This is a genomic window from Dongia sp. (assembly GCF_041918875.1).
Classification (GTDB): domain Bacteria; phylum Pseudomonadota; class Alphaproteobacteria; order Dongiales; family Dongiaceae; genus Dongia.
The window spans coordinates 198,824-221,790 of record NZ_JAYRUV010000006.1; the positions used below are offsets into that span (position 1 = coordinate 198,824).

The following is a 22,967-nucleotide window of genomic DNA, read 5'->3' on the forward strand; positions in this document are numbered from 1 at the left end:
CGATCAAACTCCGGCCTCATCATCGACTGAGGCGATGGTCAGCCAGGGCCAGCGCGCCCGGTAGCTTTCCGCCTTCGCGCGTACCCCGCTTCGGTCCGGGCAGTGGCGGTTGGCTTTCAGTTCGCCACGGGTGAGTTCGTCGAGACCGTAAGGGGCGTGGAGATCCAGCGTTCCGTCGGGCCGGGGCTGCAAGCCGACACAGGTACAGCGGATCTGAAAGCGCCCGATCGCCTCGCGCGCGGAGCCGAGCGGCGGATAATCGGCACCGAAACGCTGCCTGTACCAGAGATGAACGCGTGCCTGGTTCTTGAGGTCGATGAGCGCGTCGAGATCGGCGAATACCAGGCGGGCGCGCTGCACGATCGCATCCTCGGCCTCGTAAGAGAGGTCGGTCGGGTCGAAATAGAAGATATCGTAATCCTTGACGCCCTCGCTGGCCGGCCGGCCGCGCAGCACGTTCCAATAGGCTTGATAAATGCAGCCGGCGACCAGCCATGCGTCCTCGATGCCCAGCATCGGCAGGCGCGTGAGAATGGCGCGGTTGATCGGGTTGGAAAGCGCGGCGGCGACGAGGTCGGTCATGCGCCGAGTTTAGGGGAGAACCCGGCCACGAAAAAGAACCCTTCCATCCGGATGGATGGAAGGGAAGTCGCCGTCATGAACTCTCTATCGGCGTGGCGAGGTCACGGCCGATGTTGCAATCGACGCTCGGGAAATCAGAACGGGAAGAAGATGTCGTAGACCTGCTGGCCGAAACGCGGCTGCTGCATGTCGGACAATGTGCCCTTGCCGCCGTAGGCGATACGGGCTTCGGCAATTTTGTCGTAATTGATCTCGTTCACGTTCGAGATATCCTCGGGGCGGATGACGCCTCCGACCGTCAACCGGCGCAGCTCGAAATTGACGCGAACCTGCTGCGTACCTTGGAGTACCATGTTGCCATTGGGCAGGACCTGGGTGATCACGGCCGCGACACGCAGCTTGATGGCTTCGGACCGATTGACCGTACCGGAGCCGGCGATGGTCGACTTGCTGTCGGAATTTACCAGATTGCCGGCGTCGATGCCGTCCGGGAAAATGTCGTTCAGCATTGTCTCGTAGCCGAGCAGGTTGTCGAGGCCGGCGCTGTTGCTGCCGTCGCGCGTCTGGTCGGTCTTGTTGTCGAGCTTGGCCTGGTCGTCGATTTCGATGACGACCGTCAGGATGTCGCCGACCTTGCCGGCGCGCTGGTCCTTGAAGAAGGCGCGGCTGCCCTGGCGCCAAAGCGAGTTGGGTTGGCGCAGATCCGCCGTCGGCGTCGGCATCGGCAGGCTGACCGGCTGGTAGTTCGGATCCTTCTGCGGGTTTTCGATCGGATCCATGCTGGGTTCCTTGCCGATCTCGGCGACGCGGTCAATCATGTTGCCGCAGCCGCCGAGCGAGCCGGCGCCGAGCAGGCCGGCGATGGCCATGAACAGGGCACGTTGGCGGGTTTTGGAGCGAGCCATGACGGCCTCCTTCAGTTCAGGGTGAGCTGGCCGGCGACGGGGATCACGATCGTGCTCGGATCCTGAACGATGCCGGTCAGTTCTTTCTTGCTGTTGACGTTGACGACGCGGATCGGCTGGCCGATCGCGGCATCTTCCAGGGCCTTGCCCGTGACGGTGAGATTCATCGGGCCGCTCTTGAGGGCCAGGGTCACCAGGCTGTTCTTGCGTATGGCCGGCGTCATCACCAGGTCGCTGCCGCGCAGCATCTGCCCGGTGCGCAAGGGCCGCTTGGTGGTCATGCCGACCAATTGCCGGGGATCGGTGATGACATTGCCGATCAAGCGATCGGTGCGCACTGAAATCCATTGCAGGTCACCTTCCTGCACGGTCATGCCGGCGCCCATGGCATGGCCGAAGACGGGGATATCGATCGTCTCGTAGATCGATCCGCTGACGCGGCGTTCCTGGGCCGTCGGTCCTTCGGCCGGCACGTAGAGCGTTGCAGCGAAGCGCTGGCTTGTCGGGTCGAATTGCAGGTTGCGGACGCCGACGGTCGCGGGAATATTCGTGGGCAGGGCGAATTCCACGTCGCCGCCGTCGAGCACCAGATCGAGGCGCGCATCGTTGCCGGAACGCTCGTGGATCGCGGCGGCCAGGGCATCGACGACCTGTAGGGCGGCGATACGCTGGCTCAGCCGGCCGACCAGGACTTTCTCGAACTTCGAATCCGGCCGCCAGTCCAGGCTGTAGGCGCGCGCCAGCTGGGTCAGGAAACGCGCATCGAGCGTGAGCGTCTGTCCGGGAGCCGGCGCCTGCGCGATCGGTGTGTCGCCGACCGACAGCGATTCCATGAAGAGGTCGCCCAAACGCACGACTTCGTCGTCGACCATGATGTTGCTGCGCAGGCGCAGGCCGGCCTCGGTCTCCTCCGCCGCATCGGTATAGCCGGTGCTGGCCAGCATGTCGGCCCGGGCGCTGGCGGCAAATTGGGAGCCGGCGACACCGACGACGGCAAACAAGACGGCCGCAGGCAATCGCAGATCGATCATGACACGCCTCCTCACCTGATATTGCTGACGGTAGCCAGCATGTCGTCGGAAGCCTGGATCACCTTCGAGTTGATCTCGTAGGCGCGCTGAGCGGCGATGAGGTCGGTCATCTCGCTCACCATGTTGACGTTGGACTGTTCCAGGAAATTCTGCTGCAGCGAGCCGAAGCCGACAGCACCGGGATTGCCGGTGGTGGGTCCGCCGGACGCTTCGGTTTCCAGCAACAGATTGTCGCCGGTCTGCTGCAGGCCCGCATCGTTGATGAAGGTCGCCAGCTGGATCTGGCCGAGCAGGACCGGTGCAACCTGGCCCTGGATCGTCACTTCGACCTGGCCGTTGGCGTTGATGGTGATGTCGTCGGCATTATTCGGCACGGTGATGTTGGGGACAATGTTGAAACCATCCGCCGTCACGATCGTGCCGTCGCTGGACAGGCGGAATGTTCCGTCGCGTGTATAGGCGGTCGTGCCGTCGGGCAGCGTCACCTGGAAATAGCCGCGCCCTTTGATGGCGACATCAAGCGGATTGTCGGTCGGCACAAGCGAGCCCTGTTCGTTGATGCGGTAGACCGCCACCGGTTTGACGCCGACGCCGACCTGCACGCCGGCGGGCACGATAGTCGCCGTGTCGGAGGATTGCGTGCCGACGCGGCGCAGATCCTGATAGAGCAGGTCGGCAAATTCCGAACGGCTACGCTTGAAGCCTGTCGTCGTGACGTTGGCGATGTTGTTGGCGATGACGTCGATATTGATCTGCTGGGCGAACATGCCGGTCGCTGCAGTGGTAAGTGACTTCATGGTTCTATCTCCCGCCTGTGTTTAGGAGCTGGGGATGATGTAGTTGACGGCGCGGCGCATGCGTTCATGCTCGCCTTCCAGGAATTTCTGGGCCGACTGGTAGTTGCGCTGCACCCAGATCATGCTGGTCATCTCGCGGATCGATTCCACATTCGATCCTTCGATCATGCGCTGCTGAACCTTGAAATCCGCCACGGTCGCCTGGGCGGGCGCCTCTTCGCTGGCGAACATGCTGCTGCCGTCTGGCGTCAGCTTCGAATCGTCGTTGAAAGTGACCACGTCGAGCTTGCCGTAGATCACGGGCGTGTTGCCGCCCTGCGTCCGGTCCGCCGAGACCGTGCCGTCCGAGGCGACGGTGATCGGCCCGTCATCGGTGTTGACGATGAGCGGCGCGCCGCCCGCCAGAACCCGGAAGCCGCCGGAGGTGACAATCTCGCCGGCGGCGTTGAGCTGGAAGCGCCCATTGCGCGTATAGCGGGGGCCGTCGGTCGTCTGCACGACGAAGAAGCCCTTACCCTGGATGGCGACGTCCAGATCGTTGCCGGTCGTCTGGATATTGCCCTCGCGCATGTCCCGGTAGCTCGCCAGGTCCTGGACATAGGACAGTTTGACGGGCTTTTCGGCCTTGATGAGATACTCGCTGAAGACCATACCCTCGGCTTTGAAGCCGGGAGTGTTGGTGTTGGCCAGATTGTTGGCCACCACGTCCATCTGCCGGGACAAACCGAGCTGGCGCGACAGCACGATGTAAGTCGGTGTTTCCATGACGGTGCCCTCAAAGGGTCGGTTTCATCCAGCTCTGCGGCTGGTGGTCATGGACATGCAGAGTTCGTGCCAATGATAAATATGAATAAAATCAATCAATTATACGCCCTTCGGCATAATCCGAGCAGAAACTGCCGGGGCCCAAAGCTGCCGCCCCCCGGCACAAATTGCGAGACGCTCGCTTCACTTGATATTAACCATCCCAGTCTAGTTTAACTTCATTGCCTGGCTGACTTTTTTGCGCCGTTGCGCGGGGCCGGGCACAATTCGCCCCGGAACAAACCGGGAGCCCATTGGGACGTCGAGGAAAATGGCTGAAAAGGCTGATGAAGGCGCAGAAGGCGCATCGCAATCCAAGAAAAAGATGAGCGGCAAGAAGCTGGTGCTGTTCATCGTCCTGCCTTTGCTGCTGCTGGGCGGCGGCGGGGCGGCGGCCTATCTCCTGCTGTTCAAGGAGGAGCCGAAAAAGGAAGAGGCGCATGGTGGCGAGGGCGAAGCAACCGGCGAAGAAGAGCAAGCCGCAGAGGAAGAAGAGGGCCATGTCCCGGCGTTCGTAGAATTGCCGAAGATGCAGGCCAACCTCATCATGACCGGCAAGAAGCAGTCCTTCATGGTCACGACCATGGTGCTTGAGGTCGGCTCGCCCGAAGAGCAGAAGATGATCGAGGAAGTGATGCCGCGAATCGAGAACGAGATCGTCACTTATCTGCGCAGCCTCCGGCCCGAGGACGTTCAGGGAGCCGCCGGCCTGCAGCGCCTGCGCGAGGAATTGCTGGTCCGCGTCAAGGAAGCGGCCAAACCGGCCAAGGTGAAAGATATTCTCTTTAAAGAAATGCTGGTTCAGCAATAAGATGGGTCGCATAGGCACGGTTTATGCAAGAGTGCCTTTTATAAGAGTGGCCCGATCGAGGTAGAGCATGATCGACGATCCTGAAGAGGAACTCTCCGAAGAGGAAAAGGCTGCTGCCGCGGCCTGGGGCGACATGGCCGACGACGATGGCGGTGGCGGCGACGGCGCTGCACCCGCCTCCGGCCCAATGTCGAACCGCGTCCTCGACCAGGACGAAATCGACAGCCTGCTCGGCATCGCCAAGGGCGAAGGCGGCGAGGAAAAGACCTCCGGCATCCAGGCCATGCTCAACAGTGCGCTCGTTTCCTACGAGCGCCTGCCGATGCTCGAAATCGTCTTCGACCGCCTGGTCCGCATGCTGTCGACCAGCCTGCGCAACTTTACTTCCGACAATGTCGAGGTGAGCCTCGACAACATCACGGCGATCCGTTTCGGCGACTATCTCAACTCGATCCCGCTGCCCGCCATGCTGGGCGTGTTCAAGGCGGAAGAATGGGATAATTACGGCCTGCTGATGGTCGATTCCTCGCTGACCTACTCGATCGTCGATGTGCTCCTGGGCGGTCGCCGCGGTACGGCGGCGATGCGTATCGAAGGCCGTCCCTATACGACCATCGAACGCAACCTCGTCGAGCGGCTGGTCAATGTCGTGCTCAACGACCTTACGGCGACTTTCGACCCGCTATCGCCGGTCACCTTCCGTTTCGAGCGACTGGAAACCAATCCGCGCTTCGCCGCCATTGCACGCCCAGCCAATGCCGCCATCCTGGCGCGCCTGCGCGTCGACATGGAAGATCGCGGCGGACGGCTCGAACTGATGCTGCCTTATGCGACCCTGGAGCCCGTGCGCGAATTGCTGCTGCAGATGTTCATGGGCGAAAAGTTCGGCCGCGATTCCATCTGGGAGACTCATCTTTCCGGTGAATTGTGGCAGACGGAAGTCAAGATCAACGCCGTGCTCGACGAAGTCTCGGTGTCGCTCAACGAAGTGTTGAACTGGAAGCCGGGCAGCCGCCTGGATCTCGAAGTGACACCGGATTCGATGATCGAGCTGCGTTGCGGCGATGTGCGCCTTTTCAGCGGCCAGATGGGCCGCAAAGGCCAGCATATTGCGGTTAAGCTACAGGACAGGCTGATAAAATAGGGCGGTTCGGCAGGCGCTGGAAAACATGATGTCGCTCGGCCTCATCTCCGATTTCGTTCTGGTCGCTTTGTTGGCGGTCACCTTGTTCTATGTGATGCGCCTGCTGCGACGGCTCGGCGAACTGCAGAAGGACCGTGAAAGTTTCCAGAAGCTGATCCAGGATTTCTCGGCGGCGACACAGCAGGCCGACCGGTCGCTGGCCGATCTGCGCGCCGGGGGCGATGGAATCGGGCGCGAGCTGGGCGAGCGGATCGGGCGCGGACAGAGCGTTGTCGCCGAATTGCAGCGCAGCAGCGAAGACATCAAGATGCTGATCGTTCGCGCCGAGAGCGCCGCCGACCGGCTGGAGGCGCAATTGGGTGCCTCGCGGCAGATGCCGGCCGTCGCGCCCACCGCATCCAGCGCCCCGCGCGCCGGCGGCGAGAGCGAACACAAACCGGCGCAGGATCCGCAGACGCAAGCTCTTTTGTCCGCCCTGGGCCGTATCCGCTAGGATTCCTTCATGCCGTCGAACCGACCGACCGACCCAACTCCCGCTACCAAGTCCGCGGCGCCGCGCGTCCGGCTGCTGCCGGTTCTTGCAGGCGTGATGACACTGGTGCTGACGATCCGGGTGGGCGACATGTATCGGCATGTGACGGTCGGCATCGGCACCGAGACCCAGGCGCAATCCGCGCCGGCGAGCACGGCGGAACCCCCTGCGGCAGCGCCGGCAGGTGAGACACCGGCAAGTGAGACGCCGGCGGGCGAAAATGCCGCCGCGACGGAGCCTGCCAGCACCGCTGCTCCGCCGCCGGCCCGTGACCCCCTGGAATATACCGACGAAGAAGTCGAAGTGTTGCAGCAACTGGCCAAGCGGCGCGAGGAGTTGGAGTTGAAATCCCGCCAGCTCGATGAACGCGAGGCGATGGTGGCCGCGGCCGAGCAGCGCATGGAACAGAAGATGGCGGAACTCAAGGCGCTGCAATCGACCGTCGAGGATCTGTTGAAGAAGCGCTCCGACGAAGAGGAATCGAGCCTGCAGATGCTGGTTGCGACCTATGAAAAGATGAAGCCCAAGGAAGCGGCGCAGGTGTTTGAGGAGTTGGACATGGACTTGCTGGTCGACCTGGTCAGCCGGATGAAGACGGCGCGTTCGGCGCCGATTCTGGCCCTGGTTTCGCCGACCAAGGTCAAGGAACTGACTTTCGAGCTTGCGCAGCAGAAGACGCTGCCGCTCGCTCCTTGATTTGATTGGTAAATTTGTTTTTTCGGGTTTAACCCCGGTTTAACCTATTTGCTGCAAATTCAAGACAGTACAGGGCAGTTAATGCTATCCAAAACGGACAGAGTTGGAGCGAGAGGGAACTGATGGCGGTCGATCTCAATATGCAAGTGCTCATCGTCGACGATTACAAGACGATGCTCCGCATCATCCGTAACCTATTGAAGCAACTCGGTTTCAATAATGTGGACGAAGCCACGGACGGATCCATGGCGCTGCAGAAGCTGCGCGACAAGGATTACGGCATGGTCATTTCCGACTGGAACATGGAACCGATGACCGGCATCCAGCTGCTGCGCGAGGTACGCGCCGATTCACGGCTGAAGAACCTGCCCTTCATCATGATCACGGCGGAAAGCAAAACCGAGAACGTGATCGCGGCAAAGGAAGCCGGTGTGAACAATTACATCGTGAAGCCGTTCAACGCCGCCACGCTCAAGACCAAGCTGGTCTCCGTTCTCGGCAATTTCTGAGCCGGTCCGGCCAGAGTCCGTCTGCCAGAGTCGATCTGCTAGAGACCGCCGGAAAGAAGGAGCCAGAGTTATGGGGCCCGGTATGACTGCGACAGTTCCGCCAGAGCTTGTGCATCGCCTGAGTGCGCTCAAGGGGCGCATGCAGACGGTCAGCCGCGACGAGATCGCCGAGGTCGTCACCAGCCTGCTGGCGACGATGGAGGGCGATCTTTCCGACGACAATCTGAAGCTCTATTCCGAACTCGAATCTCTGGCCAAATACATCACCACCGCCAAGTCCGAGATTGCGGCGCTGCGCCCGGACGAAATCACATCGCGCCATCTGCCCAAGGCAACCGACGAGCTCGATGCCATCGTCGGTGCAACGGAAGAGGCGACCAATTCCATCCTGGGCGCCATGGAAGGGCTTGAGGCGCTTGCCGGCGAACTGCCGCCGGAATTCGGCGAAAAGGTCAGCGAAGCCGTGACACAGGTCTACGAGGCCTGCAATTTCCAGGACATTACCGGCCAGCGCATCACCAAGGTGGTGAATGCGCTCAAGCATATCGAGGAAAAGGTCGAAGCCCTCGTCGTCGCCTTCGGGGATGAAATCGCCAAATACAAGAAGGCGCATCCGGAGACCGAAGAAGAGGCGCCGGAAGCGAAGACGCCGAGCGATGCCGAACTCCTCAACGGGCCCCAATTGCCGGACGATGCCTCCAAGCAGGCGGAGATCGACGCCCTGCTGGCCAGTTTCGACTGATCGCGCCCGATCTGACCGGGACCGGATTCGGGGCCAGATTCGGGGCTGGTGGCGGATACGCTCGATCCCGATTATCTTGCTGCGATGATCAAGGACTTACCTGAGTCGGGCCTGTTGCGGAAGGGACGGCGCTATGCCGCCGTTTCGCTACTGGCATTGGCCATGGCGTTGCCGGCCATGGGCGCACGGGCGCAGGATGCCGTCGCCACCCGCGGCCAGCTCTTCGACGATTATGGCAGGCTGACATTCACTTGGCCGAAAGCGGCGGTACCGAAGGTCGATGTCGCCCTGAGCGCGCAGGCGATGGTGCTGCGCTTCGCGCGTCCCGTCGCGCTCGATACCACGGCGTTGCGCGCCGACCTCAAAGCCTATATCCGCACGGCGACCCTGAGCGCCGACAAGATGGTGCTGACGCTGGCCCTGAAGAAACCGGTCACCTATCGGCTCAATCAAAACGGGGAGCGGCTGCAGCTCGACCTGGCGCAGCCGGGCGAAGCGGTCTTTCCGAACAAGGCGGAAGCGCCCGCGGCCCCACCTGCCTCGACGACATCTATCCCGGCGACACCTGCCGAACCATCGGCGGCACCGGCCGGTGGGCCGAAACTCAAATTGCGCAGCGGCGAGCATAGCGGCTATTCGCGCCTCGCCATCGACTGGCCGGGTGTCGATTTCTCGGTCCGCCAGGAAGGCGACAAGGCGATCGTCACTTTTGCCAAGCAGGGGCAGCTCGACACGGCGACCAAGCTGCCGCCGCGCTTGCGCGGGGTCAGCGCCAAGTCGACGGCATCCGGCGGCCTGGTTCTGGAACTGCAACTGCTGCCCAATATCGGCATCAACGCCTTCCGCAATGGCGATACGATCGTCTTCGACCTGGTCGACGGCAAGGGCGATGCGGCGGCTCCTGAGCCGGCACCTGCCGCGGTGGTCCCCGTACCGGCTGAACCGCCCGTGGCGGAAGAGCCGCCGGCTCCGTCCGCTGTCCGGGTGCCGGAATATGTGCCGGCACTGCAATCCGAACCGCCGGTGGGGGCAACGGAGCCTGAAACGGCGCCGGTGCCGGCACCCGCGGTGGAGATCGCACCGCCCGTGGTGGTGAGCAAGGAAGCGGCCGTGACCAAGGCAGCGCAGCCGCCGGCGCCGGTCGAAATCCTGGCTTCCGCCGCGGCGTCGGAAAACGGCGCGGTACTGAATTTCGGCTTTCCCAAAGCGACCGGTCTTGCCGTTTTCAAGCGCGGCGATGCGTTGTGGATGGTGTTCGACCGCCCCGGGCCGGTCGATGTGGCCGGCCTCGTCAGATCGGTGCCGGCTCTGACCGGCCTTGCGCGGATCGAGACGCCCTATGCCACGGCCTTGCGCCTGCCGGGATTGGACAGGCTGGGCGGAGCCAATGCCGGGATCGCTGTCAGCGGCGACGGGCGGGCCTGGCAAGTCAGCCTGGGACCCGGCCGCAGCATGCGACCGGCCAAGACAATCGACCAGCGCCGGGAATCCCTGGCCGATGGTGGCGCCTCGCTGCTGCTGCAGGCGGCGCGGCCTGGCCCGGTCATCTCGCTCAACGACCCGGAAGCGGGCGATTCGCTGTCGGTCATCCCCCTGGTGGCGGCCGGAACGGGTGTGGCGGAAGGTGCCGCCTGGCCGGATTTCCGCGTGCTGCCGAGCTTCCAGGGTGTTGTCGTCGTCCCGATCAGCGACCGGACGCGGGTCGAGGCGCTGCCCAACGGCGTGGTCGTCACGACCGATGGCGAGCCGGGCGCGCCCCCCAGTCCAACCGTACCGCAGCCGATCGCCGAGACCGAACCGCCGCCGATCGAGAGCGGGGCTCCCGCGACTGTCGCCGCCGCACCCGAAGCCGCACCCGAAGCCGCACCGTCGCAGCCCGTCACCGAAACGTCGAGCAAGGTGGAGGTGGAAACGGCTGAGGGAATTTTCGACCTGCCACGTTGGCGGCGTGGTGGCGAAGCGGAATTCGGTGCCGACGAAAAGGCGTTGCGCGCCGCGATCGACGAAACGTCAAACCGGGACAAGCCGCAGGCACGGCTCGCCCTGGCCCAGTTTCATTTTGCGCATGGCCGCTATCCGGAAGCAGTCGAGGATATGGCACAGCTCGACAAGCTTGCCGCCGATGGCGACAAGGACGTACTGGCGTTGCGCGGTGCCGCGCAGGCCTTGATGGATCGCGCGGCGGACGCGCATGCCGATCTCGATCGCAGCGAACTCGATGGCGTGCCGGAGGCAGTGCTGTTCCGCGGCTATATCGCGGCGCGGGATAGGGAATGGGAAAGTGCGACTACCGCCTTCAGTGCGCCGATTCCGGATATCGACGATTACCCGAAGACGGCGCGCATGCTGATCCGGCGCGCGGCGGCGGAGGCGCTAATCCGCGGTGGCAATGCATTGACGGCACAGGCCTTCCTGGATTCGATCCGCCTCGATATGCCGAACGCCGAGGATGAGGATTATCGCGCCTATCTCGACGGTCTGCAGCTGGCCGGCGGCGGCAAGAAGGACGAGGCGATCGGGATTTGGGCTGGCCTCATCGACAGCCCGGTCGAGGAGGTGCGTGCGCGCTCGCAGTTCGATATGACCGAGCTGCAATTGTCGGAAGGCAAGATCGACGTGCGGCAGGCGACAAAGCAGATGGAGGCTTTGCGTTTCCTGTGGCGTGGGACGGATTTCGAATTCAACCTGCTTAATCGCCTCGGCCAACTCTATGTCGAATCCGACCAGCCGCGCAAAGGCTTGGTCACTTTGCGCCAGGCGGCAGCCAACTTCCCCAAAAACCCGAAGGCCAAGGACGCGACCGAGGCGATGACCAAGGCCTTTCGCGATCTTTATCTCGGTGACAAAGCCGACCGCCTGCCGCCGCTGACGGCGGTTGCCCTCTATGACGAATTCCGCGAGCTGACTCCGAGCGGTGTCGATGGCGACAGGATGGTCACCGCGCTGGCCGATCGGCTGGTGAAAGTCGACCTTCTCGATGGAGCGGCGACGCTCCTGGAAAACCAGATCGCCAAGCGGCTCTCCGGCCTCGATAAGGCCAAGGCAGGTACCCGCCTTGCGGCGATCCGCCTGCTGGACGGCAAGCCCGAATTGGCGCTGGAGGCGATCAAAGCGAGCGAAGTGCCAGATATCCCACCCGACTTGATGGCGCAGCGCCGCCGCCTGCAGGGGCGAGCGCTGTTCGAAACGGGCGATACGCTGAAAGGCATGGCACTGGTGCGCAGCGACAACAGCCTGGACGGTTTGTGGCTGAAAGCGGATCTGACCTGGCGCATGCGCGAATGGCCGGCCGCGGCCCAGGCGTTGGAAGCGCTCGTGGCGGAGGAAACCAAGCGCCAGCAGGATGCGGACCCCAGCATGCGGCCACCGCCCGACCTTGCCGTCGATCCGGCGGCGGCACTTGCCGAGCTTGCCGATGACGGCGCGGCAGCGGCAAAGAGGGACGCGCAATTCAATGAGGTGCTGGCGCCGCTCATCCTCAACCAGGCGGTGGCGCTGTCATTGTCCAATGATCGTCCCGGCCTGCGCATGCTGGCCAAGGCACATGGCAAGCAGATGGCAACCGGGCCCTATGCGACGGCCTTCCAGACCCTGACCTCGCCGTCGAGCAGCCTGAGTGACAGCATTTCGGCGGCAATGAAAAGCGTCGACCAATTGGGTGCCTTTGTCGACGATTATCGCGAAAGGCTGAAGAAGGAGAGCTTGAGCGCCCCTGAAACCGAAGCCGATGCGGTCCCGCCGCCGGAAAGCGCGCCGGCGCCTTAGCCCGCGATCACCCGGTACCGAAACTGCGTACCAGACTGCCCGCGACCAGATACCAGCCGTCGACCATGACGAAGAAGATCAGCTTGAAGGGCAGCGCGATCATCACCGGCGGCAGCATCATCATGCCCATCGACATCAGGACGGAGGCGACCACCATGTCGATGATGAGGAACGGCAGGAATACGAGAAAGCCGATTTCGAACGCACGCCGCAATTCCGAGATCATGAAGGCGGGTATGAGCACCTTGATCGGTGTTTCTTCCGGCGTCGCCACTTCGTCGATCTGGGCCATGTCCATGAAGAGAGCCAGATCCTTCTCGCGCACCTGGGACAGCATGAAGGTGCGGAAAGGCGCCACTGTCAGTGTAAAGGCCTGTTCCTCGTTGATCTGCTCGGCGATCAGAGGCGCGATGCCGTCTTCATAGGCCTTCTCGAAGGTGGGCGCCATGATGAAGACGGTGAGAAAGAGGGCAAGGCTGGTCAGCACCATATTGGGCGGTGTCTGCTGGGCACCCAGGGCCGAACGCAGCAGCGACAGCACAATGACGACGCGCGTGAAGCTGGTGACCATGATGAGGATGCCCGGCGCCAGCGACAGCACCGTCATCAGTGCCAGCAGCTGAATGATGCGGCCTGTCGTACCGCCATCGGGGCCGTCGCCGAGGTCGAGGTTGAGGCTTTGCGCCGCGACGGGGGCAGCACTCAGCACAAGGACCGGCAGCAACCATAGGATGGGCCGCAGCGGGGCGGGAATGCGGTTCATGATGCGGAATCGTCCCTGTGCGGCGTGGTGAAGTCGGTGGGCTGGCGCAGAGGCGGCGGATCCTGCCGCGCGATTTCGCGCGCCGCAGCCAGCTTGGCCGGTGCGGTGCGTGCCATTTCCTGCTCGAAGGCCTTGCGATCGATGCCGCGCTCGACCACGACATCGCCCTGTGGCCCCAGCAACAGCAGATGCTCGACTTGATCGCGGCGGATCAGCACCAGGCGGTGGCGCGGTCCCACGGCTGTCGTTTCAAGGATCTGGATGCGCCGCCGGCTGTCGGCCCGCATCGCGCCGCCGAAGCCGAAGCGGCGCAGCAGCCAGGCCAGGATGGCGATGAGGCCGAGGACCAGCAGCAGCGCCAGAACGAACCGCAGATAGGAATCGTACTCCATATGATGGCTTCCGCGTGGGCTGCGTCAGAGAAGGGCTGTCACGGAGCTATTTCCGTCCACCCGGCGAGACCGGATTCTTGCCCGGCGTCGTGCCGTAGGCAAGCTGGGCGCGGAGACGACGGTCAGCCTGCTGCAGGTCGAGGGACAGATCGACATTGCGCCGCCGTAGGACGAAATCGAGGCGGTCAAGCTCGCTCATAAGGGTCTCGAGAGCAGGGCGCAAAGGCCGTGCCTTCTCGACGGCCAGCGAGCTGACTGCGTCACACAGCACCGCGATGCGCATCGCCAGAAGGTCGAGTTCGACCAGTTGACCGGCTTCAGCCGCGATCTTGGTGTCATTGATCATGGCGGCCAGCTCGGCAATGGCCGAGACCAGATCTTCGTGATCGGGCGGGAGTGGTGCGCTCATGGGGTCTCATCCGTGCCGCGGCCGTTGGCACGATAGATATAGCTGAGGATCTCCGCCACGGCAGCGATTGCATCGACGGGGATCTCGGCATCGAGTTCGACGGCTGCCAGCAATTCGACCAGGTCCGGATCCTCGCGGACCGGCACGCCCTGTGCGAAGGCTATCTCGAGTATCTGCTCGGCGATGCTGCCGCGGCCGGTCGCGACGACACGCGGGGCGCGGCGGTCCGCCCCGGTCGGCGGGATGCCCATGCGCGGCTTGTGATCCAGGGCCACGGCAATGGGTACGCGCTCCTTTGGCTTCTGCCATCGGGGGCGGCGGGGGCCGATCTCGTCCTCGTCGCTGACGCCCATTTCCTGCTCCATCGGGGCCGATTCCCCAATCTGATTCTGTGGCCCACGGGACAATCCAAGTGCGTTTATACTATGGACGGTGCTGCTTAACGAGGTCTTAACGCTGTCGCAATATGGTGCTGAATCAATGCGTTCCGGCTTGCGCACACTCGGGTGGTGAGATCGCGCCAATTTGCCGAGATTTTTCATAGCATTTTAGGTAATTTAACGGGATCTTAAGAGCTAGGGCAGAAAGTGCCGGGGAAGATCGTCATCCGAGTGGTGTCTCGGAGGGCGGCTGTCGGGAGCGGAACGGATGGATTTCACCAACATCCCGTTGTTTGAGCGGCTGACCGAGCGGATGAACTGGCTCAGCCAGCGCACGCGGGTGCTGTCGCAGAACATCGCCAATGCCGATACGCCGAGCTACCAGCCCAAGGATCTGAAGCCAATCGACTTCGAAGCCGAGATGCGCAAGCTGGATCCCGTGGCGCCGGAGCGGACCGACAAGAAGCATATGGTGGGGACCGTGGCGCCGGTCGGCGATTTCGACGCCAAGAAGGCAAAGAAGACCTATGAGGCGGCGCCCGTCGGCAACGCCGTGGTGGTCGAGGAGCAGATGATGAAAGTCTCCGAAACCCAGATGAACTACAACATGGTGGTCAATCTTTACCGCAAGCATATCGACCTGTTTAAGACGGCGATCGGCCGCAACGGCTAACCGGGTCGCTAGGAGCGCAAAATGGAACTTTTTGACACGATGTTCATCTCGGCCTCGGGCATGCGGGTGCAGGGCGAGCGTCTGCGCGTCATCGCCGAGAACCTGGCCAATGTCGATTCCGTCGCCGAGAGTGCTGGCGAGGACCCCTACCGGCGCAAGGTAATCACCTTCAAGAACCAGCTCGACCGGGAAATGGGCGTTGATCTGGTCAAGGTGGCCAAGGTCGGCACCGACCCCAGCGATTTCCGCAAGAAATACGACCCCGGTAACCCGGCCGCGGACAAGGACGGCTATGTCAGCCTGCCCAATGTGAACGGGCTGGTCGAAATGACCGACATGCGCGAAGCGCAGCGCTCGTACGAGGCCAATTTGAAGGTTATCGAGGCATCGCGTTCGATGCTGTCGCGCACCATCGATGTCCTGCGCTGAGGGTAGGGGAATATCGCCATGGCCGACCCGATCATCAGCAATGCCGTTAACGCCTATAACGCCGCCAACAAGGCGCTGGGCAGCGGCGGCATGGAAGCCCGCGAGAAAGCTGGGCCCAGCTTTGGCGAGCTGCTGCAGAATATCAAGAACGACGCCATTCAAACCGGCAAAGGCGACGAGAAGCAGACCATGCTGGCCGCCGCCGGCCAGGCCAATGTCACCGACGTGGTAACGGCCGTCTCGGCTGCGGAAGTGACCTTGCAGGCCGTAACGGCCGTGCGCGACCGCGTAATCTCCGCCTATCAGGAAATCATGCGGATGCCGATCTGATCCTGCGGCAGCGGGCGGTTTCATGATAAGCTTAATAGATGGATGAGGCAGCTCTCCTTGAGATCGCGCGCGATGCCGTGATCGTCACGCTGAAAGTCGGCGCGCCGATCATGTTGATTTCGCTTGTCGTCGGCCTGCTTATTTCACTGTTCCAGGCGCTCACCCAGATTCAGGAAGCGACCCTCACTTTCGTTCCGAAGATCGTGATCGTCTTCATTTCGTTGCTGTTGCTGGCGCCTTTCATGCTGCATGCCCTGGTCGATTTCACCGAACAGATCATGTCGCGGGCGGTCGGCTGACATCCCGTCATGACGATCGAAGCCTTTCTGACCGGGTCGATCTTTCAATTTCTTCTGATCTTCGCGCGGGTCGGTGCCGCCGTTTCGCTGATGCCGGGCTTTGGCGAGGTCTATGTCGCCGTGCGGGTTCGCCTTTCCTTCGCGCTGTTGCTCTCCTTCGTGCTGATGCCGCTGGTCAAGGACATGATCCCGGTCCTGCCGCCGGAACCCGCCGCCCTGGGGATCCTGATACTGGGCGAGATTACCATCGGCATATTCTTCGGCCTGATCTGCCGGATCATCCTGATGGCGACGCTTACGGCCGGCATGACGATCGCCCTGCAGATGGGCATCGCCAATGCGCTGTCGAGCGATCCGACCACGGCTCAGCAGGGCGCGGTGACCGGCAACTTCCTGGTCGCCGTGGCCATCGTGCTGATCTTCGCCACCGGCCTTGACCACTTGACGCTGCGCGCGCTGGTGGGGACCTATGGCCTGTTCGAGCCCGGCCAGATGCCGCCTTTGCAGGACGTCGCCAATATGATCGCGCGCGTCACGGCGGATTCCTTCCTGCTGGCCATGCAGATGTCGGCCCCTTTCCTGGTCTACGGTCTGGTCCTTTTCGTCGGCATGGGACTGATCGCGCGCCTGATGCCGACCCTGCAGGTCTTCTTCGTCGTCATGCCGCTGCAATTGCTGGTGGGCTTCGGCCTGATGGCGGTGACCATTTCGGCGGCGATGATCTGGTTCCTTGAAGTCTATCGCAACCATCTCACTGGTTTTGTGGAATAGGTGGGTCAGCGATGTCCGAAGACAATGACGACTCACAAAAAACAGAAGACCCAACGTCCAAACGTCTGGACGAAGCGCGCAACGAAGGGCGGGTGCCGAAGTCGCAGGAGTTCAACCATCTGCTGATGATCCTGGCCTTCACGTTGGCGGTCGTACTCTTCGGCCGCTATGCCGCTCAGCAGATCAGCAGCCTGTCGATGCAGTTCATCGAATCGCCCGATCAGATTCCCACCGACATGGGGCATCTGCTCAATCTCGCCTGGCGCACGCTGGGTGTGATCTTGCTGGCCGGCATCGCGCCGATCGCGCTGGCGCTTCTGGCCGCCTTCGGTGCCGGCTTTCTGCAGTTCGGCCTGTTGTGGTCGGCCGAGAACATGATGCCGAGCCTCGACAAAATTTCGCCCATGGCCGGCTTCAAGCGAATCTTCTCGCTGCGCTCGGTCGCCGAACTGGTCAAGGGTATCCTGAAAATCACCATCGTGGCTACCGTTGTCGGCTACTTCATCGTCCCCAGCGTCGGCGATCTGCACAAACTCATCGGCATGGATATGATCCAGCTCGTGGCGGCGATCAACGACAAGGTGCATATCCTGCTGATCGGCGTCTTTATCGTGATGGGCGTCATTGCGGCAGCCGATATCCTCTATCAACGATGGGAGTATTTGAAGAGCCTGCGCATGTCGCGCCAGGATCTGCGCGACGAATACAAGCAGACGGAAGGCGACCCGCTGGTCAAAGGCCGCCTGCGGCAGTTGCGCATGGAACGCGCCCGCCGGCGCATGATGGGCGAGGTGCCGAAGGCCGATGTGGTGGTCACCAACCCGACCCATTACGCCGTCGCACTGAAATACGATCAGTCGGCCATGTCGGCGCCCAAAGTCGTCGCCAAAGGTACGGACAAGGTCGCTCTGCGCATCCGTGAAGTGGCGGAAGAGGCGGATGTGCCGGTGATCGAGAATCCGCCGCTCGCCCGCGGCCTCTATGCTGCCGTCGATATCGACCAGGAAATCCCGCCGGAATACTACAAGGCCGTCGCCGAGCTGATTTCCTATATCTTCAAACTGAAGAAGCGGCGTTTCTAGCGCGCTGGATTTGGCAGGCGGATCGGCTACACTCGGCCGGAAAATGCGGACGGGGATGGCAGGATTGGGCGGAGCAGGCACATTTCGTGGCGTGATGTCGGTATTGCTGGTGCTGGCGAAGCCGGCCTGGGCGCAATCCATGGAGGCGGCGGCGACCTGGCCGCTCGGCCTGGCCGTTGCCATCATCGCGCTGCTGGTCGCGGTGCTGGTGGGCGGTTACTTCGTCTGGCGCCGCACGGCCGGGCGGCATGACCTTCTCCTCGGCAGCCTCAATGCCACGAGCCGCGCCCGCCAGCTTATCGATCCGGCGGGGCGCGTCGTCCTGGCCAACGACGCGTTCGGGCGCCTCTTTCAGGGCGTCAACGAACCTTTGCCCAAGTTGCTGCTCGCCCGGGTGAATGGCGGATCGGATGCCGCCGAGATTCTGCAACAGCTGATCCGGACCGTGGCCGAAGGCGGGCGCGGCCGGACCGAAATCGAGGTGCCGCTGGGCGACGGCCAGACTGACTGGTTCGACGTTTCCGGGCGCAGCATCGCCGGTTTTCCCGGCTTCGTTCTGTGGGGGGCGGAGAAAGTCACGGCGCAGCGGCAGATCGAGGATTTCATTCGTTCCGACCACGAAACCTTCGCCGACCTCATCGAGCACGCACCGATCGGATTTTACTCGGTCGACGAGAACGGTCGCTTCCTGTTCGTGAATTCGACGCTGGCGAGCTGGTTGGGCCTGCTGCCGGACAATGAGGGCGGTTATCGGCAGACTCTGCACAATCTCGTCGCCGATCCGCTGCCGGCGGATGCGCAGGCCTATTCTCCCTTCCGCGACATGGCGGCACGCAGCGGCGAAGTTGCCCTTCGCGGGCCTAACAATCGTACCTTCCAGGCTTTCATCCGGCACGACGTCGCCAATGTGCAGTCGTCCAACGGCACGGGGATCAAGCTGCGCACCCGCTCGGTCGTGCACGATCTCAGCCGCGAGCGGGAGCTGGAGAGTGCGCTGCAAGTATCTGAGCAGTATTTCCAGCGTTTCTTCGAGGAAGCCCCGGCCAGCATTCTGTTGCTCGACGAGAATGGACGGGTGGAGCAGGCAAATCCGGCCTTCCAACACCTTCTGGTCGGTGCAGAATGGGCGCAGGCGCGCTTTGTAGATCTGGTGCAGCCGGAAGAACGCGCGGCGGCCGAGGCGCATCTTGGCCAGGTGATGGCGGAAGGCCGGGCCGGCCAGCCGCTTACCGTGCGCCTCATCGGCGACAAGCAGCGCTCGGTCACCATCTATGCTTCCCGCCGCGAAGACAGGGGCCGTGCCATAGGGATGATCGTGCACCTCATCGATGCCACCGAGCAGAAGCGGCTTGAAGCGCAATTCGCGCAGTCGCAGAAGATGCAGGCGGTGGGTCTGCTGGCTGGCGGCATCGCCCACGATTTCAACAATCTGCTGACGGCAATGATCGGTTTCTGCGATCTGCTGCTGCTGCGGCACAAGGCGGGCGACCAGTCTTTTGCCGACATCATGCAGATCAAGCAGAACGCCAACCGCGCGGCCAACCTCGTGCGCCAGCTGTTGGCTTTCTCGCGTCAGCAGACTCTGCAGCCGCGCGTACTCGATGTGACCGACGTGCTGGCGGAACTGTCGCATCTGCTGCGCCGGCTCATCGGCGAGAATATCGAACTCATGATGGAGCATGGCCGCGACCTCAAATTCGTGCGCGTCGACGCCGGCCAGCTGGAGCAGGTGATCATCAACCTCGCCGTCAACGCGCGCGACGCGATGCTGGAGGGCGGCCGCCTGCTGATTCGTACCCGCAATATCGCGACGACCGACCCGATCAGCCGGGGCGTCGAAGTGATGCCGCCGGGATCCTATGTGCTGATTGAAATCGCCGATACCGGCTCCGGCATCCCGGCCGACATTCTGGACCGCATTTTCGAGCCGTTCTTCTCAACCAAGGCGGTGGGGTCGGGAACCGGACTCGGCCTCTCCACGGTATACGGCATCGTGCGGCAGACGGGCGGGTTCGTCTTTGTCGACAGCACGCTTGGCAAGGGGACCAATTTCCGCATCTATCTGCCGCAGCATGCCGCCGCCGGCGACGCGGCCGCCCGGGCGGACAGTGCGGAAGACCAGCCGCGCGACCTGACCGGCATCGGCACCGTCCTGCTGGTCGAGGATGAGGATGCGGTGCGGCTCTTCTCCGCCCGGGCGCTCCGCAACAAGGGGTACAAGGTGTTGGAAGCGCGCAGCGGCGAGGCGGCGCTGGAGCTCATCAACGAGCAGCTCAACGATATCGACCTCATCATCAGCGATGTCGTGATGCCGCGGATGGATGGACCGACCCTGATCAAGGAGGTCCGCCAGCGCCGGGCGGATGTGAAGGTCATCTTTATCTCCGGCTATGCCGAAGACGATTTCCGCCGCAAGATCGACGCGGGCGAGGAGGCGCATTTCCTGATGAAGCCCTTCACTCTCAAGCAGCTCGCCAGCAAGGTGAAGGAAGTGCTCGACTAAGTGGTTGGGTTTCCGCAAACGAGAACGCCGCGCTCCAATGGGGCGCGGCGTTGTCGCAAGTCTCTGGGAACTTGTCAGGAAGCGATCAGATCGATTCCTTGAGTTCCTTGGCAGCGCGGAAGGCGACCTTCTTGCTGGCCTTGATCTTGATGGCTTCGCCGGTCGCCGGGTTGCGGCCCATGCGCGCCGGACGCTTGCGCACCTGCAGGATGCCAAGAGCCGGGATACGGATCTTGTCGCCCTTCTTCAGGTGCTTGCCGATCAGCGCCACGAGATCGGTAAGGACTTCGTTGGTCTGCTTCTTCGACAATTCGTGCTTGTCGGCCAGATCGGTACCGAGCTGCTTCAAGGTTATCGTCTTCTGTGGTGCGGTTGCCATAGTAAGCCCCTCTGTCGCGGATGATTCCCAAGGCCGGAGCATAACGACGGGTGGAATGAGTCGCAAACAAAGAAAGCTGGCCCGGAATGACAGAAATCCGCTTGACGTGGGCCTTTCTGCAGCGCAATGACGAGTTCCAAACCGCTGGTGGAACGGACTGAGAGGTATCGGACAGCGTGCCTGGAGCAGCCGAACCGGTCACGAAAACGCCCGTTGCAGTTTCCGCGGGCTTTGATAAAACGACTGGAAATGCTTGATTTTGCGGGATCGGGGTGTAGCTCAGCCTGGTAGAGTACCTGCTTTGGGAGCAGGGTGTCGGAGGTTCGAATCCTCTCACCCCGACCATCTCGCGAAGTCCCTGTTAACGGGATCTTTCAAGCTTTGAGGCGATTCTGAGGCCGAATGCCGGCACAGAAAAATTTCAGCTCCAGGCCCCGGTGGCGGGGCGCAAGGCTGTTGCCTGGGGCCCGAATCGGCCGTGGGCGGATAGGAACGGAAAGAAGCGAGGATTGGGCGATGGCCGCGAGAATCTACCAGCCAGCGAAATCGGCGATGCAGTCCGGGCGCTCCGGGCGCGCCAGCGTTTGGATCCTGGAGTTCCCCCCGCAAACACAGCGCCAGGCCGACCCCCTCATGGGCTGGACCTCCAGCGACGACACCAAGCGCCAGGTGCGTCTCACCTTCGCCACGCGGGAAGAGGCTGTAGCCTACGCGACGCGCGAAGGCATCGCCTACGAGATCGAGCAGCCCAAGCAGCGCAGCGTGGCGCCCAAGGCCTATGCCGATAATTTCCGCTACGACCGTGTCGGCCGCTGGACCCATTGAAGCAGATCGGACCCCATAGCTCAGTTGGATAGAGCAATTGCCTTCTAAGCAATAGGTCGCAAGTTCGAATCTTGCTGGGGTCGCCAGATTGCGAAAACGAAAAGGGCGGCAGTGGAATTGCAACTGCCGCTCTTGTCTATTCCGGTCAGTGCACCGGAAGAGCGATCAGTGTGGTTTGCCGAGCGCTTTGGCACCGTCGGTTGAAGTTTTAGCGGGGGGCTTGCCGTAGATTTTTCGCGGTGATGTATCTTTCACAAAAACTTAAACGGCGCGTAAGAGCACAGCTGAGGATGGCCACGCGGACGGAGAAATGGCACGCGTGTGCCGCCTTGAAGCAGAAAGCCGCGCGGCGCGCCAGAAGGTCATAGCGGACGCGATTGTAGGCGCCGTCTCGAATCCAGGCGTCTGCATCAAGTTTTACTGGCTGATAGTCGTCAGAGGTTAATTGGTTCAATTCTAAACTTATAGCTGTTGAGCACATGTACAGCAGAATCCAGCGGAAGTTCGCAACTTAGGTAAGAGATTAATGGAATATTTACTTGCCTGGATCGTATGCGCCTTTTAGTTTTCTCCGGAAACATCGGGACGAAATCCCTAACGCTTGAGAAAACAGGGGTAGGGCGTGGTCGCAGAGGCAGCGCCGGAACAATTGGGTGTCGCATCGGCGGCGGCCCCGCAAGTCCCTGATACCGGGCTGCTTTGCCTTGTGCTGTTGCTGCGTTTTCACGGCCTGGCGGTGGAGCCGCAGGCGCTCAGACACCGCTTTGCGCCGGGGCCTGAGGGGCTCTCCGATTCGGACCTGCTGCGGGCGGCGCGGGAATCGGGTCTCAAGGCGCGCTGGGTGGCATCCGACTGGCGGAAACTCGCCAAGACGCCGCTGCCGGCCGTGGCGCAGAGCAAGGATGGCAGGTTCTTCGTTCTTGCGAAGGTTGCAGCGGGGGAGGGACAGGAAGTCAAGGCCCTGGTGCACGATCCGGAGGAGAACCGGCCGGTGGCGCTCACCCGCGCGGAGCTGGAAAAGGCATGGACTTGGCCCTCATCGATCCGGCCTGGCTGCGGCGGCAGATCGGCGTGGTGCTGCAGGAGAATGTGCTGTTCACCGGGTCGATCCGCGAGAACATCGCGCTGAGCGATCCCGGCATGCCGATGGAGCGCGTGGTGGCGGCGGCGAAGCTCGCCGGCGCCCATGACTTCATCCTGGAACTGCCCCAGGGATACGACACGGTGCTGGGCGAACGCGGCGCCAGCCTCTCCGGCGGGCAGCGCCAGCGCATGGCGATCGCGCGAGCGCTGGTCACCAACCCGAAGATCCTGATCTTCGACGAGGCGACCTCGGCCCTGGATTATGAATCGGAGCGCATCATCCAGGACAATATGGCGGCGATTGCCAGGGGGCGCACGGTGCTGATCATCG

At 62.5% G+C, this 22,967-nt stretch carries 27 protein-coding genes and 2 tRNA genes; 19 read left to right on the plus strand and 10 right to left on the minus strand.

The window, feature by feature from the left end; genetic code table 11:
* Window positions 1-3: 3 nt before the first annotated feature.
* From ACE3TY_RS08735 to flgF, 5 genes are all read right to left on the minus strand, one after another.
* Entirely contained in the window at window positions 4-582 is a 579-nt protein-coding gene (locus tag ACE3TY_RS08735) for a nucleotidyltransferase family protein (protein ID WP_374652635.1), read from the minus strand.
* Between the two features lie 134 nt (window positions 583-716).
* On the minus strand, window positions 717-1,487 hold the full coding sequence (gene flgH / locus ACE3TY_RS08740; RefSeq protein ID WP_374652636.1) for a flagellar basal body L-ring protein FlgH: 771 nt from the start codon (window positions 1,485-1,487) through the stop codon (window positions 717-719).
* A gap of 11 nt (window positions 1,488-1,498) precedes the next feature.
* The gene (gene flgA / locus ACE3TY_RS08745) at window positions 1,499-2,518 is read right to left on the minus strand and encodes a flagellar basal body P-ring formation chaperone FlgA (RefSeq protein ID WP_374652637.1); all 1,020 of its coding nucleotides are present in this window, start codon (window positions 2,516-2,518) and stop codon (window positions 1,499-1,501) included.
* A gap of 11 nt (window positions 2,519-2,529) precedes the next feature.
* Entirely contained in the window at window positions 2,530-3,315 is a 786-nt protein-coding gene (gene flgG / locus ACE3TY_RS08750; protein WP_374652638.1) for a flagellar basal-body rod protein FlgG, read from the minus strand.
* 21 nt (window positions 3,316-3,336) lie between these two features.
* Complete coding sequence (flgF, locus tag ACE3TY_RS08755) at window positions 3,337-4,080, minus strand: flagellar basal-body rod protein FlgF (RefSeq protein WP_374652639.1); 744 nt, start codon at window positions 4,078-4,080, stop codon at window positions 3,337-3,339.
* A 238-nt stretch (window positions 4,081-4,318) separates the two neighbouring features.
* On the opposite strand from flgF, the gene ACE3TY_RS08760 reads away from it, so the two are divergent.
* From ACE3TY_RS08760 to ACE3TY_RS08790, 7 genes are all read left to right on the plus strand, one after another.
* Window positions 4,319-4,930: a flagellar basal body-associated FliL family protein gene (locus tag ACE3TY_RS08760; RefSeq protein ID WP_374652640.1), complete on the plus strand. Its 612-nt coding sequence runs from the start codon at window positions 4,319-4,321 to the stop codon at window positions 4,928-4,930.
* A gap of 67 nt (window positions 4,931-4,997) precedes the next feature.
* Window positions 4,998-6,074, plus strand: coding sequence for a flagellar motor switch protein FliM (gene fliM / locus ACE3TY_RS08765; RefSeq protein WP_374652641.1), 1,077 nt, complete (start codon window positions 4,998-5,000; stop codon window positions 6,072-6,074).
* A 25-nt stretch (window positions 6,075-6,099) separates the two neighbouring features.
* Complete coding sequence (locus ACE3TY_RS08770; protein WP_374652642.1) at window positions 6,100-6,567, plus strand: DUF6468 domain-containing protein; 468 nt, start codon at window positions 6,100-6,102, stop codon at window positions 6,565-6,567.
* 9 nt (window positions 6,568-6,576) lie between these two features.
* A complete protein-coding gene (locus ACE3TY_RS08775; RefSeq protein WP_374652643.1) occupies window positions 6,577-7,302 on the plus strand; it encodes a MotE family protein in 726 nt (241 codons plus the stop codon).
* A gap of 122 nt (window positions 7,303-7,424) precedes the next feature.
* A complete protein-coding gene (locus tag ACE3TY_RS08780) occupies window positions 7,425-7,811 on the plus strand; it encodes a response regulator (RefSeq protein ID WP_374308423.1) in 387 nt (128 codons plus the stop codon).
* A gap of 82 nt (window positions 7,812-7,893) precedes the next feature.
* Window positions 7,894-8,553, plus strand: a complete 660-nt coding sequence (locus ACE3TY_RS08785) for a protein phosphatase CheZ (RefSeq protein WP_374652644.1) — start codon at window positions 7,894-7,896, stop codon at window positions 8,551-8,553.
* A 48-nt stretch (window positions 8,554-8,601) separates the two neighbouring features.
* Window positions 8,602-12,318: a tetratricopeptide repeat protein gene (locus ACE3TY_RS08790; protein ID WP_374652645.1), complete on the plus strand. Its 3,717-nt coding sequence runs from the start codon at window positions 8,602-8,604 to the stop codon at window positions 12,316-12,318.
* Window positions 12,319-12,325: 7 nt separating this feature from the next.
* On the opposite strand, the gene fliP is transcribed toward ACE3TY_RS08790, so the two are convergent.
* The 4 genes from fliP to ACE3TY_RS08810 are packed head-to-tail and all read right to left on the minus strand — an operon-like array spanning window position 12,326 to window position 14,247.
* Window positions 12,326-13,081, minus strand: coding sequence for a flagellar type III secretion system pore protein FliP (fliP, locus tag ACE3TY_RS08795; protein ID WP_374652646.1), 756 nt, complete (start codon window positions 13,079-13,081; stop codon window positions 12,326-12,328).
* A complete protein-coding gene (locus ACE3TY_RS08800) occupies window positions 13,078-13,473 on the minus strand; it encodes a flagellar biosynthetic protein FliO (RefSeq protein ID WP_374652647.1) in 396 nt (131 codons plus the stop codon). The genes fliP and ACE3TY_RS08800 overlap by 4 nt, the downstream gene beginning before the upstream one ends.
* Before the next feature lie 46 nt (window positions 13,474-13,519).
* On the minus strand, window positions 13,520-13,882 hold the full coding sequence (locus tag ACE3TY_RS08805) for a hypothetical protein (protein ID WP_374652648.1): 363 nt from the start codon (window positions 13,880-13,882) through the stop codon (window positions 13,520-13,522).
* A complete protein-coding gene (locus tag ACE3TY_RS08810) occupies window positions 13,879-14,247 on the minus strand; it encodes an EscU/YscU/HrcU family type III secretion system export apparatus switch protein (RefSeq protein WP_374652649.1) in 369 nt (122 codons plus the stop codon). Before ACE3TY_RS08810 ends, ACE3TY_RS08805 begins: the two co-directional genes overlap by 4 nt.
* A 283-nt stretch (window positions 14,248-14,530) precedes the next feature.
* Here ACE3TY_RS08810 and flgB point away from each other — a divergent pair, with 283 nt between their 5' ends.
* The 7 genes from flgB to ACE3TY_RS08845 all read left to right on the plus strand — a co-directional run bounded on the left by flgB (window position 14,531) and on the right by ACE3TY_RS08845 (window position 20,349).
* The gene (flgB, locus tag ACE3TY_RS08815) at window positions 14,531-14,935 is read left to right on the plus strand and encodes a flagellar basal body rod protein FlgB (RefSeq protein ID WP_374652650.1); all 405 of its coding nucleotides are present in this window, start codon (window positions 14,531-14,533) and stop codon (window positions 14,933-14,935) included.
* A 21-nt stretch (window positions 14,936-14,956) separates the two neighbouring features.
* Window positions 14,957-15,364 (plus strand): flagellar basal body rod protein FlgC, encoded by a 408-nt coding sequence (gene flgC, locus ACE3TY_RS08820; RefSeq protein WP_374652651.1) that lies wholly within the window; start codon window positions 14,957-14,959, stop codon window positions 15,362-15,364.
* A gap of 18 nt (window positions 15,365-15,382) precedes the next feature.
* A complete protein-coding gene (gene fliE, locus ACE3TY_RS08825) occupies window positions 15,383-15,694 on the plus strand; it encodes a flagellar hook-basal body complex protein FliE (RefSeq protein ID WP_374652652.1) in 312 nt (103 codons plus the stop codon).
* Window positions 15,695-15,732: 38 nt separating this feature from the next.
* Window positions 15,733-15,993, plus strand: a complete 261-nt coding sequence (gene fliQ, locus ACE3TY_RS08830) for a flagellar biosynthesis protein FliQ (protein ID WP_374652653.1) — start codon at window positions 15,733-15,735, stop codon at window positions 15,991-15,993.
* Window positions 15,994-16,002: 9 nt separating this feature from the next.
* Entirely contained in the window at window positions 16,003-16,764 is a 762-nt protein-coding gene (locus tag ACE3TY_RS08835; RefSeq protein WP_374652654.1) for a flagellar biosynthetic protein FliR, read from the plus strand.
* An 11-nt stretch (window positions 16,765-16,775) separates the two neighbouring features.
* Window positions 16,776-17,846, plus strand: coding sequence for a flagellar biosynthesis protein FlhB (gene flhB / locus ACE3TY_RS08840; RefSeq protein WP_374652655.1), 1,071 nt, complete (start codon window positions 16,776-16,778; stop codon window positions 17,844-17,846).
* 94 nt (window positions 17,847-17,940) lie between these two features.
* Window positions 17,941-20,349: a response regulator gene (locus ACE3TY_RS08845; protein ID WP_374652656.1), complete on the plus strand. Its 2,409-nt coding sequence runs from the start codon at window positions 17,941-17,943 to the stop codon at window positions 20,347-20,349.
* Between the two features lie 85 nt (window positions 20,350-20,434).
* Here ACE3TY_RS08845 and ACE3TY_RS08850 read toward each other — a convergent pair whose 3' ends face one another.
* Window positions 20,435-20,770: an HU family DNA-binding protein gene (locus ACE3TY_RS08850; protein ID WP_374652657.1), complete on the minus strand. Its 336-nt coding sequence runs from the start codon at window positions 20,768-20,770 to the stop codon at window positions 20,435-20,437.
* A 226-nt stretch (window positions 20,771-20,996) separates the two neighbouring features.
* Here ACE3TY_RS08850 and ACE3TY_RS08855 point away from each other — a divergent pair.
* The 5 genes from ACE3TY_RS08855 to ACE3TY_RS08875 all read left to right on the plus strand — a co-directional run.
* Window positions 20,997-21,073 (plus strand) — tRNA-Pro (locus ACE3TY_RS08855).
* A 171-nt stretch (window positions 21,074-21,244) separates the two neighbouring features.
* On the plus strand, window positions 21,245-21,553 hold the full coding sequence (locus ACE3TY_RS08860) for an ETC complex I subunit (protein WP_374652658.1): 309 nt from the start codon (window positions 21,245-21,247) through the stop codon (window positions 21,551-21,553).
* A 9-nt stretch (window positions 21,554-21,562) separates the two neighbouring features.
* Window positions 21,563-21,639, plus strand: a tRNA-Arg gene (locus tag ACE3TY_RS08865).
* A 650-nt stretch (window positions 21,640-22,289) separates the two neighbouring features.
* Window positions 22,290-22,682, plus strand: coding sequence for a cysteine peptidase family C39 domain-containing protein (locus tag ACE3TY_RS08870; RefSeq protein WP_374652666.1), 393 nt, complete (start codon window positions 22,290-22,292; stop codon window positions 22,680-22,682).
* A partial coding sequence (locus ACE3TY_RS08875) for an ATP-binding cassette domain-containing protein (RefSeq protein ID WP_374652659.1) occupies window positions 22,577-22,967 on the plus strand: 391 nt, incomplete at its 3' end. The genes ACE3TY_RS08870 and ACE3TY_RS08875, both read left to right, overlap by 106 nt.

Excerpts from the sequence above, each read along its gene's own strand:
- ACE3TY_RS08735 (WP_374652635.1), bottom strand. The coding sequence starts at position 582 with ATGACCGACCTCGTCGCCGCCGCGCTTTCCAACCCGATCAACCGCGCC.
- flgH (WP_374652636.1), bottom strand. The coding sequence starts at position 1,487 with ATGGCTCGCTCCAAAACCCGCCAACGTGCCCTGTTCATGGCCATCGCC.
- flgA (WP_374652637.1), bottom strand. The coding sequence starts at position 2,518 with ATGATCGATCTGCGATTGCCTGCGGCCGTCTTGTTTGCCGTCGTCGGT.
- flgG (WP_374652638.1), bottom strand. The coding sequence starts at position 3,315 with ATGAAGTCACTTACCACTGCAGCGACCGGCATGTTCGCCCAGCAGATC.
- flgF (WP_374652639.1), bottom strand. The coding sequence starts at position 4,080 with ATGGAAACACCGACTTACATCGTGCTGTCGCGCCAGCTCGGTTTGTCC.
- fliM (WP_374652641.1), top strand. The coding sequence starts at position 4,998 with ATGATCGACGATCCTGAAGAGGAACTCTCCGAAGAGGAAAAGGCTGCT.
- ACE3TY_RS08770 (WP_374652642.1), top strand. The coding sequence starts at position 6,100 with ATGATGTCGCTCGGCCTCATCTCCGATTTCGTTCTGGTCGCTTTGTTG.
- ACE3TY_RS08775 (WP_374652643.1), top strand. The coding sequence starts at position 6,577 with ATGCCGTCGAACCGACCGACCGACCCAACTCCCGCTACCAAGTCCGCG.
- ACE3TY_RS08780 (WP_374308423.1), top strand. The coding sequence starts at position 7,425 with ATGGCGGTCGATCTCAATATGCAAGTGCTCATCGTCGACGATTACAAG.
- ACE3TY_RS08785 (WP_374652644.1), top strand. The coding sequence starts at position 7,894 with ATGACTGCGACAGTTCCGCCAGAGCTTGTGCATCGCCTGAGTGCGCTC.
- fliP (WP_374652646.1), bottom strand. The coding sequence starts at position 13,081 with ATGAACCGCATTCCCGCCCCGCTGCGGCCCATCCTATGGTTGCTGCCG.
- ACE3TY_RS08800 (WP_374652647.1), bottom strand. The coding sequence starts at position 13,473 with ATGGAGTACGATTCCTATCTGCGGTTCGTTCTGGCGCTGCTGCTGGTC.
- ACE3TY_RS08805 (WP_374652648.1), bottom strand. The coding sequence starts at position 13,882 with ATGAGCGCACCACTCCCGCCCGATCACGAAGATCTGGTCTCGGCCATT.
- ACE3TY_RS08810 (WP_374652649.1), bottom strand. The coding sequence starts at position 14,247 with ATGGAGCAGGAAATGGGCGTCAGCGACGAGGACGAGATCGGCCCCCGC.
- flgB (WP_374652650.1), top strand. The coding sequence starts at position 14,531 with ATGGATTTCACCAACATCCCGTTGTTTGAGCGGCTGACCGAGCGGATG.
- flgC (WP_374652651.1), top strand. The coding sequence starts at position 14,957 with ATGGAACTTTTTGACACGATGTTCATCTCGGCCTCGGGCATGCGGGTG.
- fliE (WP_374652652.1), top strand. The coding sequence starts at position 15,383 with ATGGCCGACCCGATCATCAGCAATGCCGTTAACGCCTATAACGCCGCC.
- fliQ (WP_374652653.1), top strand. The coding sequence starts at position 15,733 with ATGGATGAGGCAGCTCTCCTTGAGATCGCGCGCGATGCCGTGATCGTC.
- ACE3TY_RS08835 (WP_374652654.1), top strand. The coding sequence starts at position 16,003 with ATGACGATCGAAGCCTTTCTGACCGGGTCGATCTTTCAATTTCTTCTG.
- flhB (WP_374652655.1), top strand. The coding sequence starts at position 16,776 with ATGTCCGAAGACAATGACGACTCACAAAAAACAGAAGACCCAACGTCC.
- ACE3TY_RS08845 (WP_374652656.1), top strand. The coding sequence starts at position 17,941 with ATGTCGGTATTGCTGGTGCTGGCGAAGCCGGCCTGGGCGCAATCCATG.
- ACE3TY_RS08850 (WP_374652657.1), bottom strand. The coding sequence starts at position 20,770 with ATGCTCCGGCCTTGGGAATCATCCGCGACAGAGGGGCTTACTATGGCA.
- ACE3TY_RS08860 (WP_374652658.1), top strand. The coding sequence starts at position 21,245 with ATGGCCGCGAGAATCTACCAGCCAGCGAAATCGGCGATGCAGTCCGGG.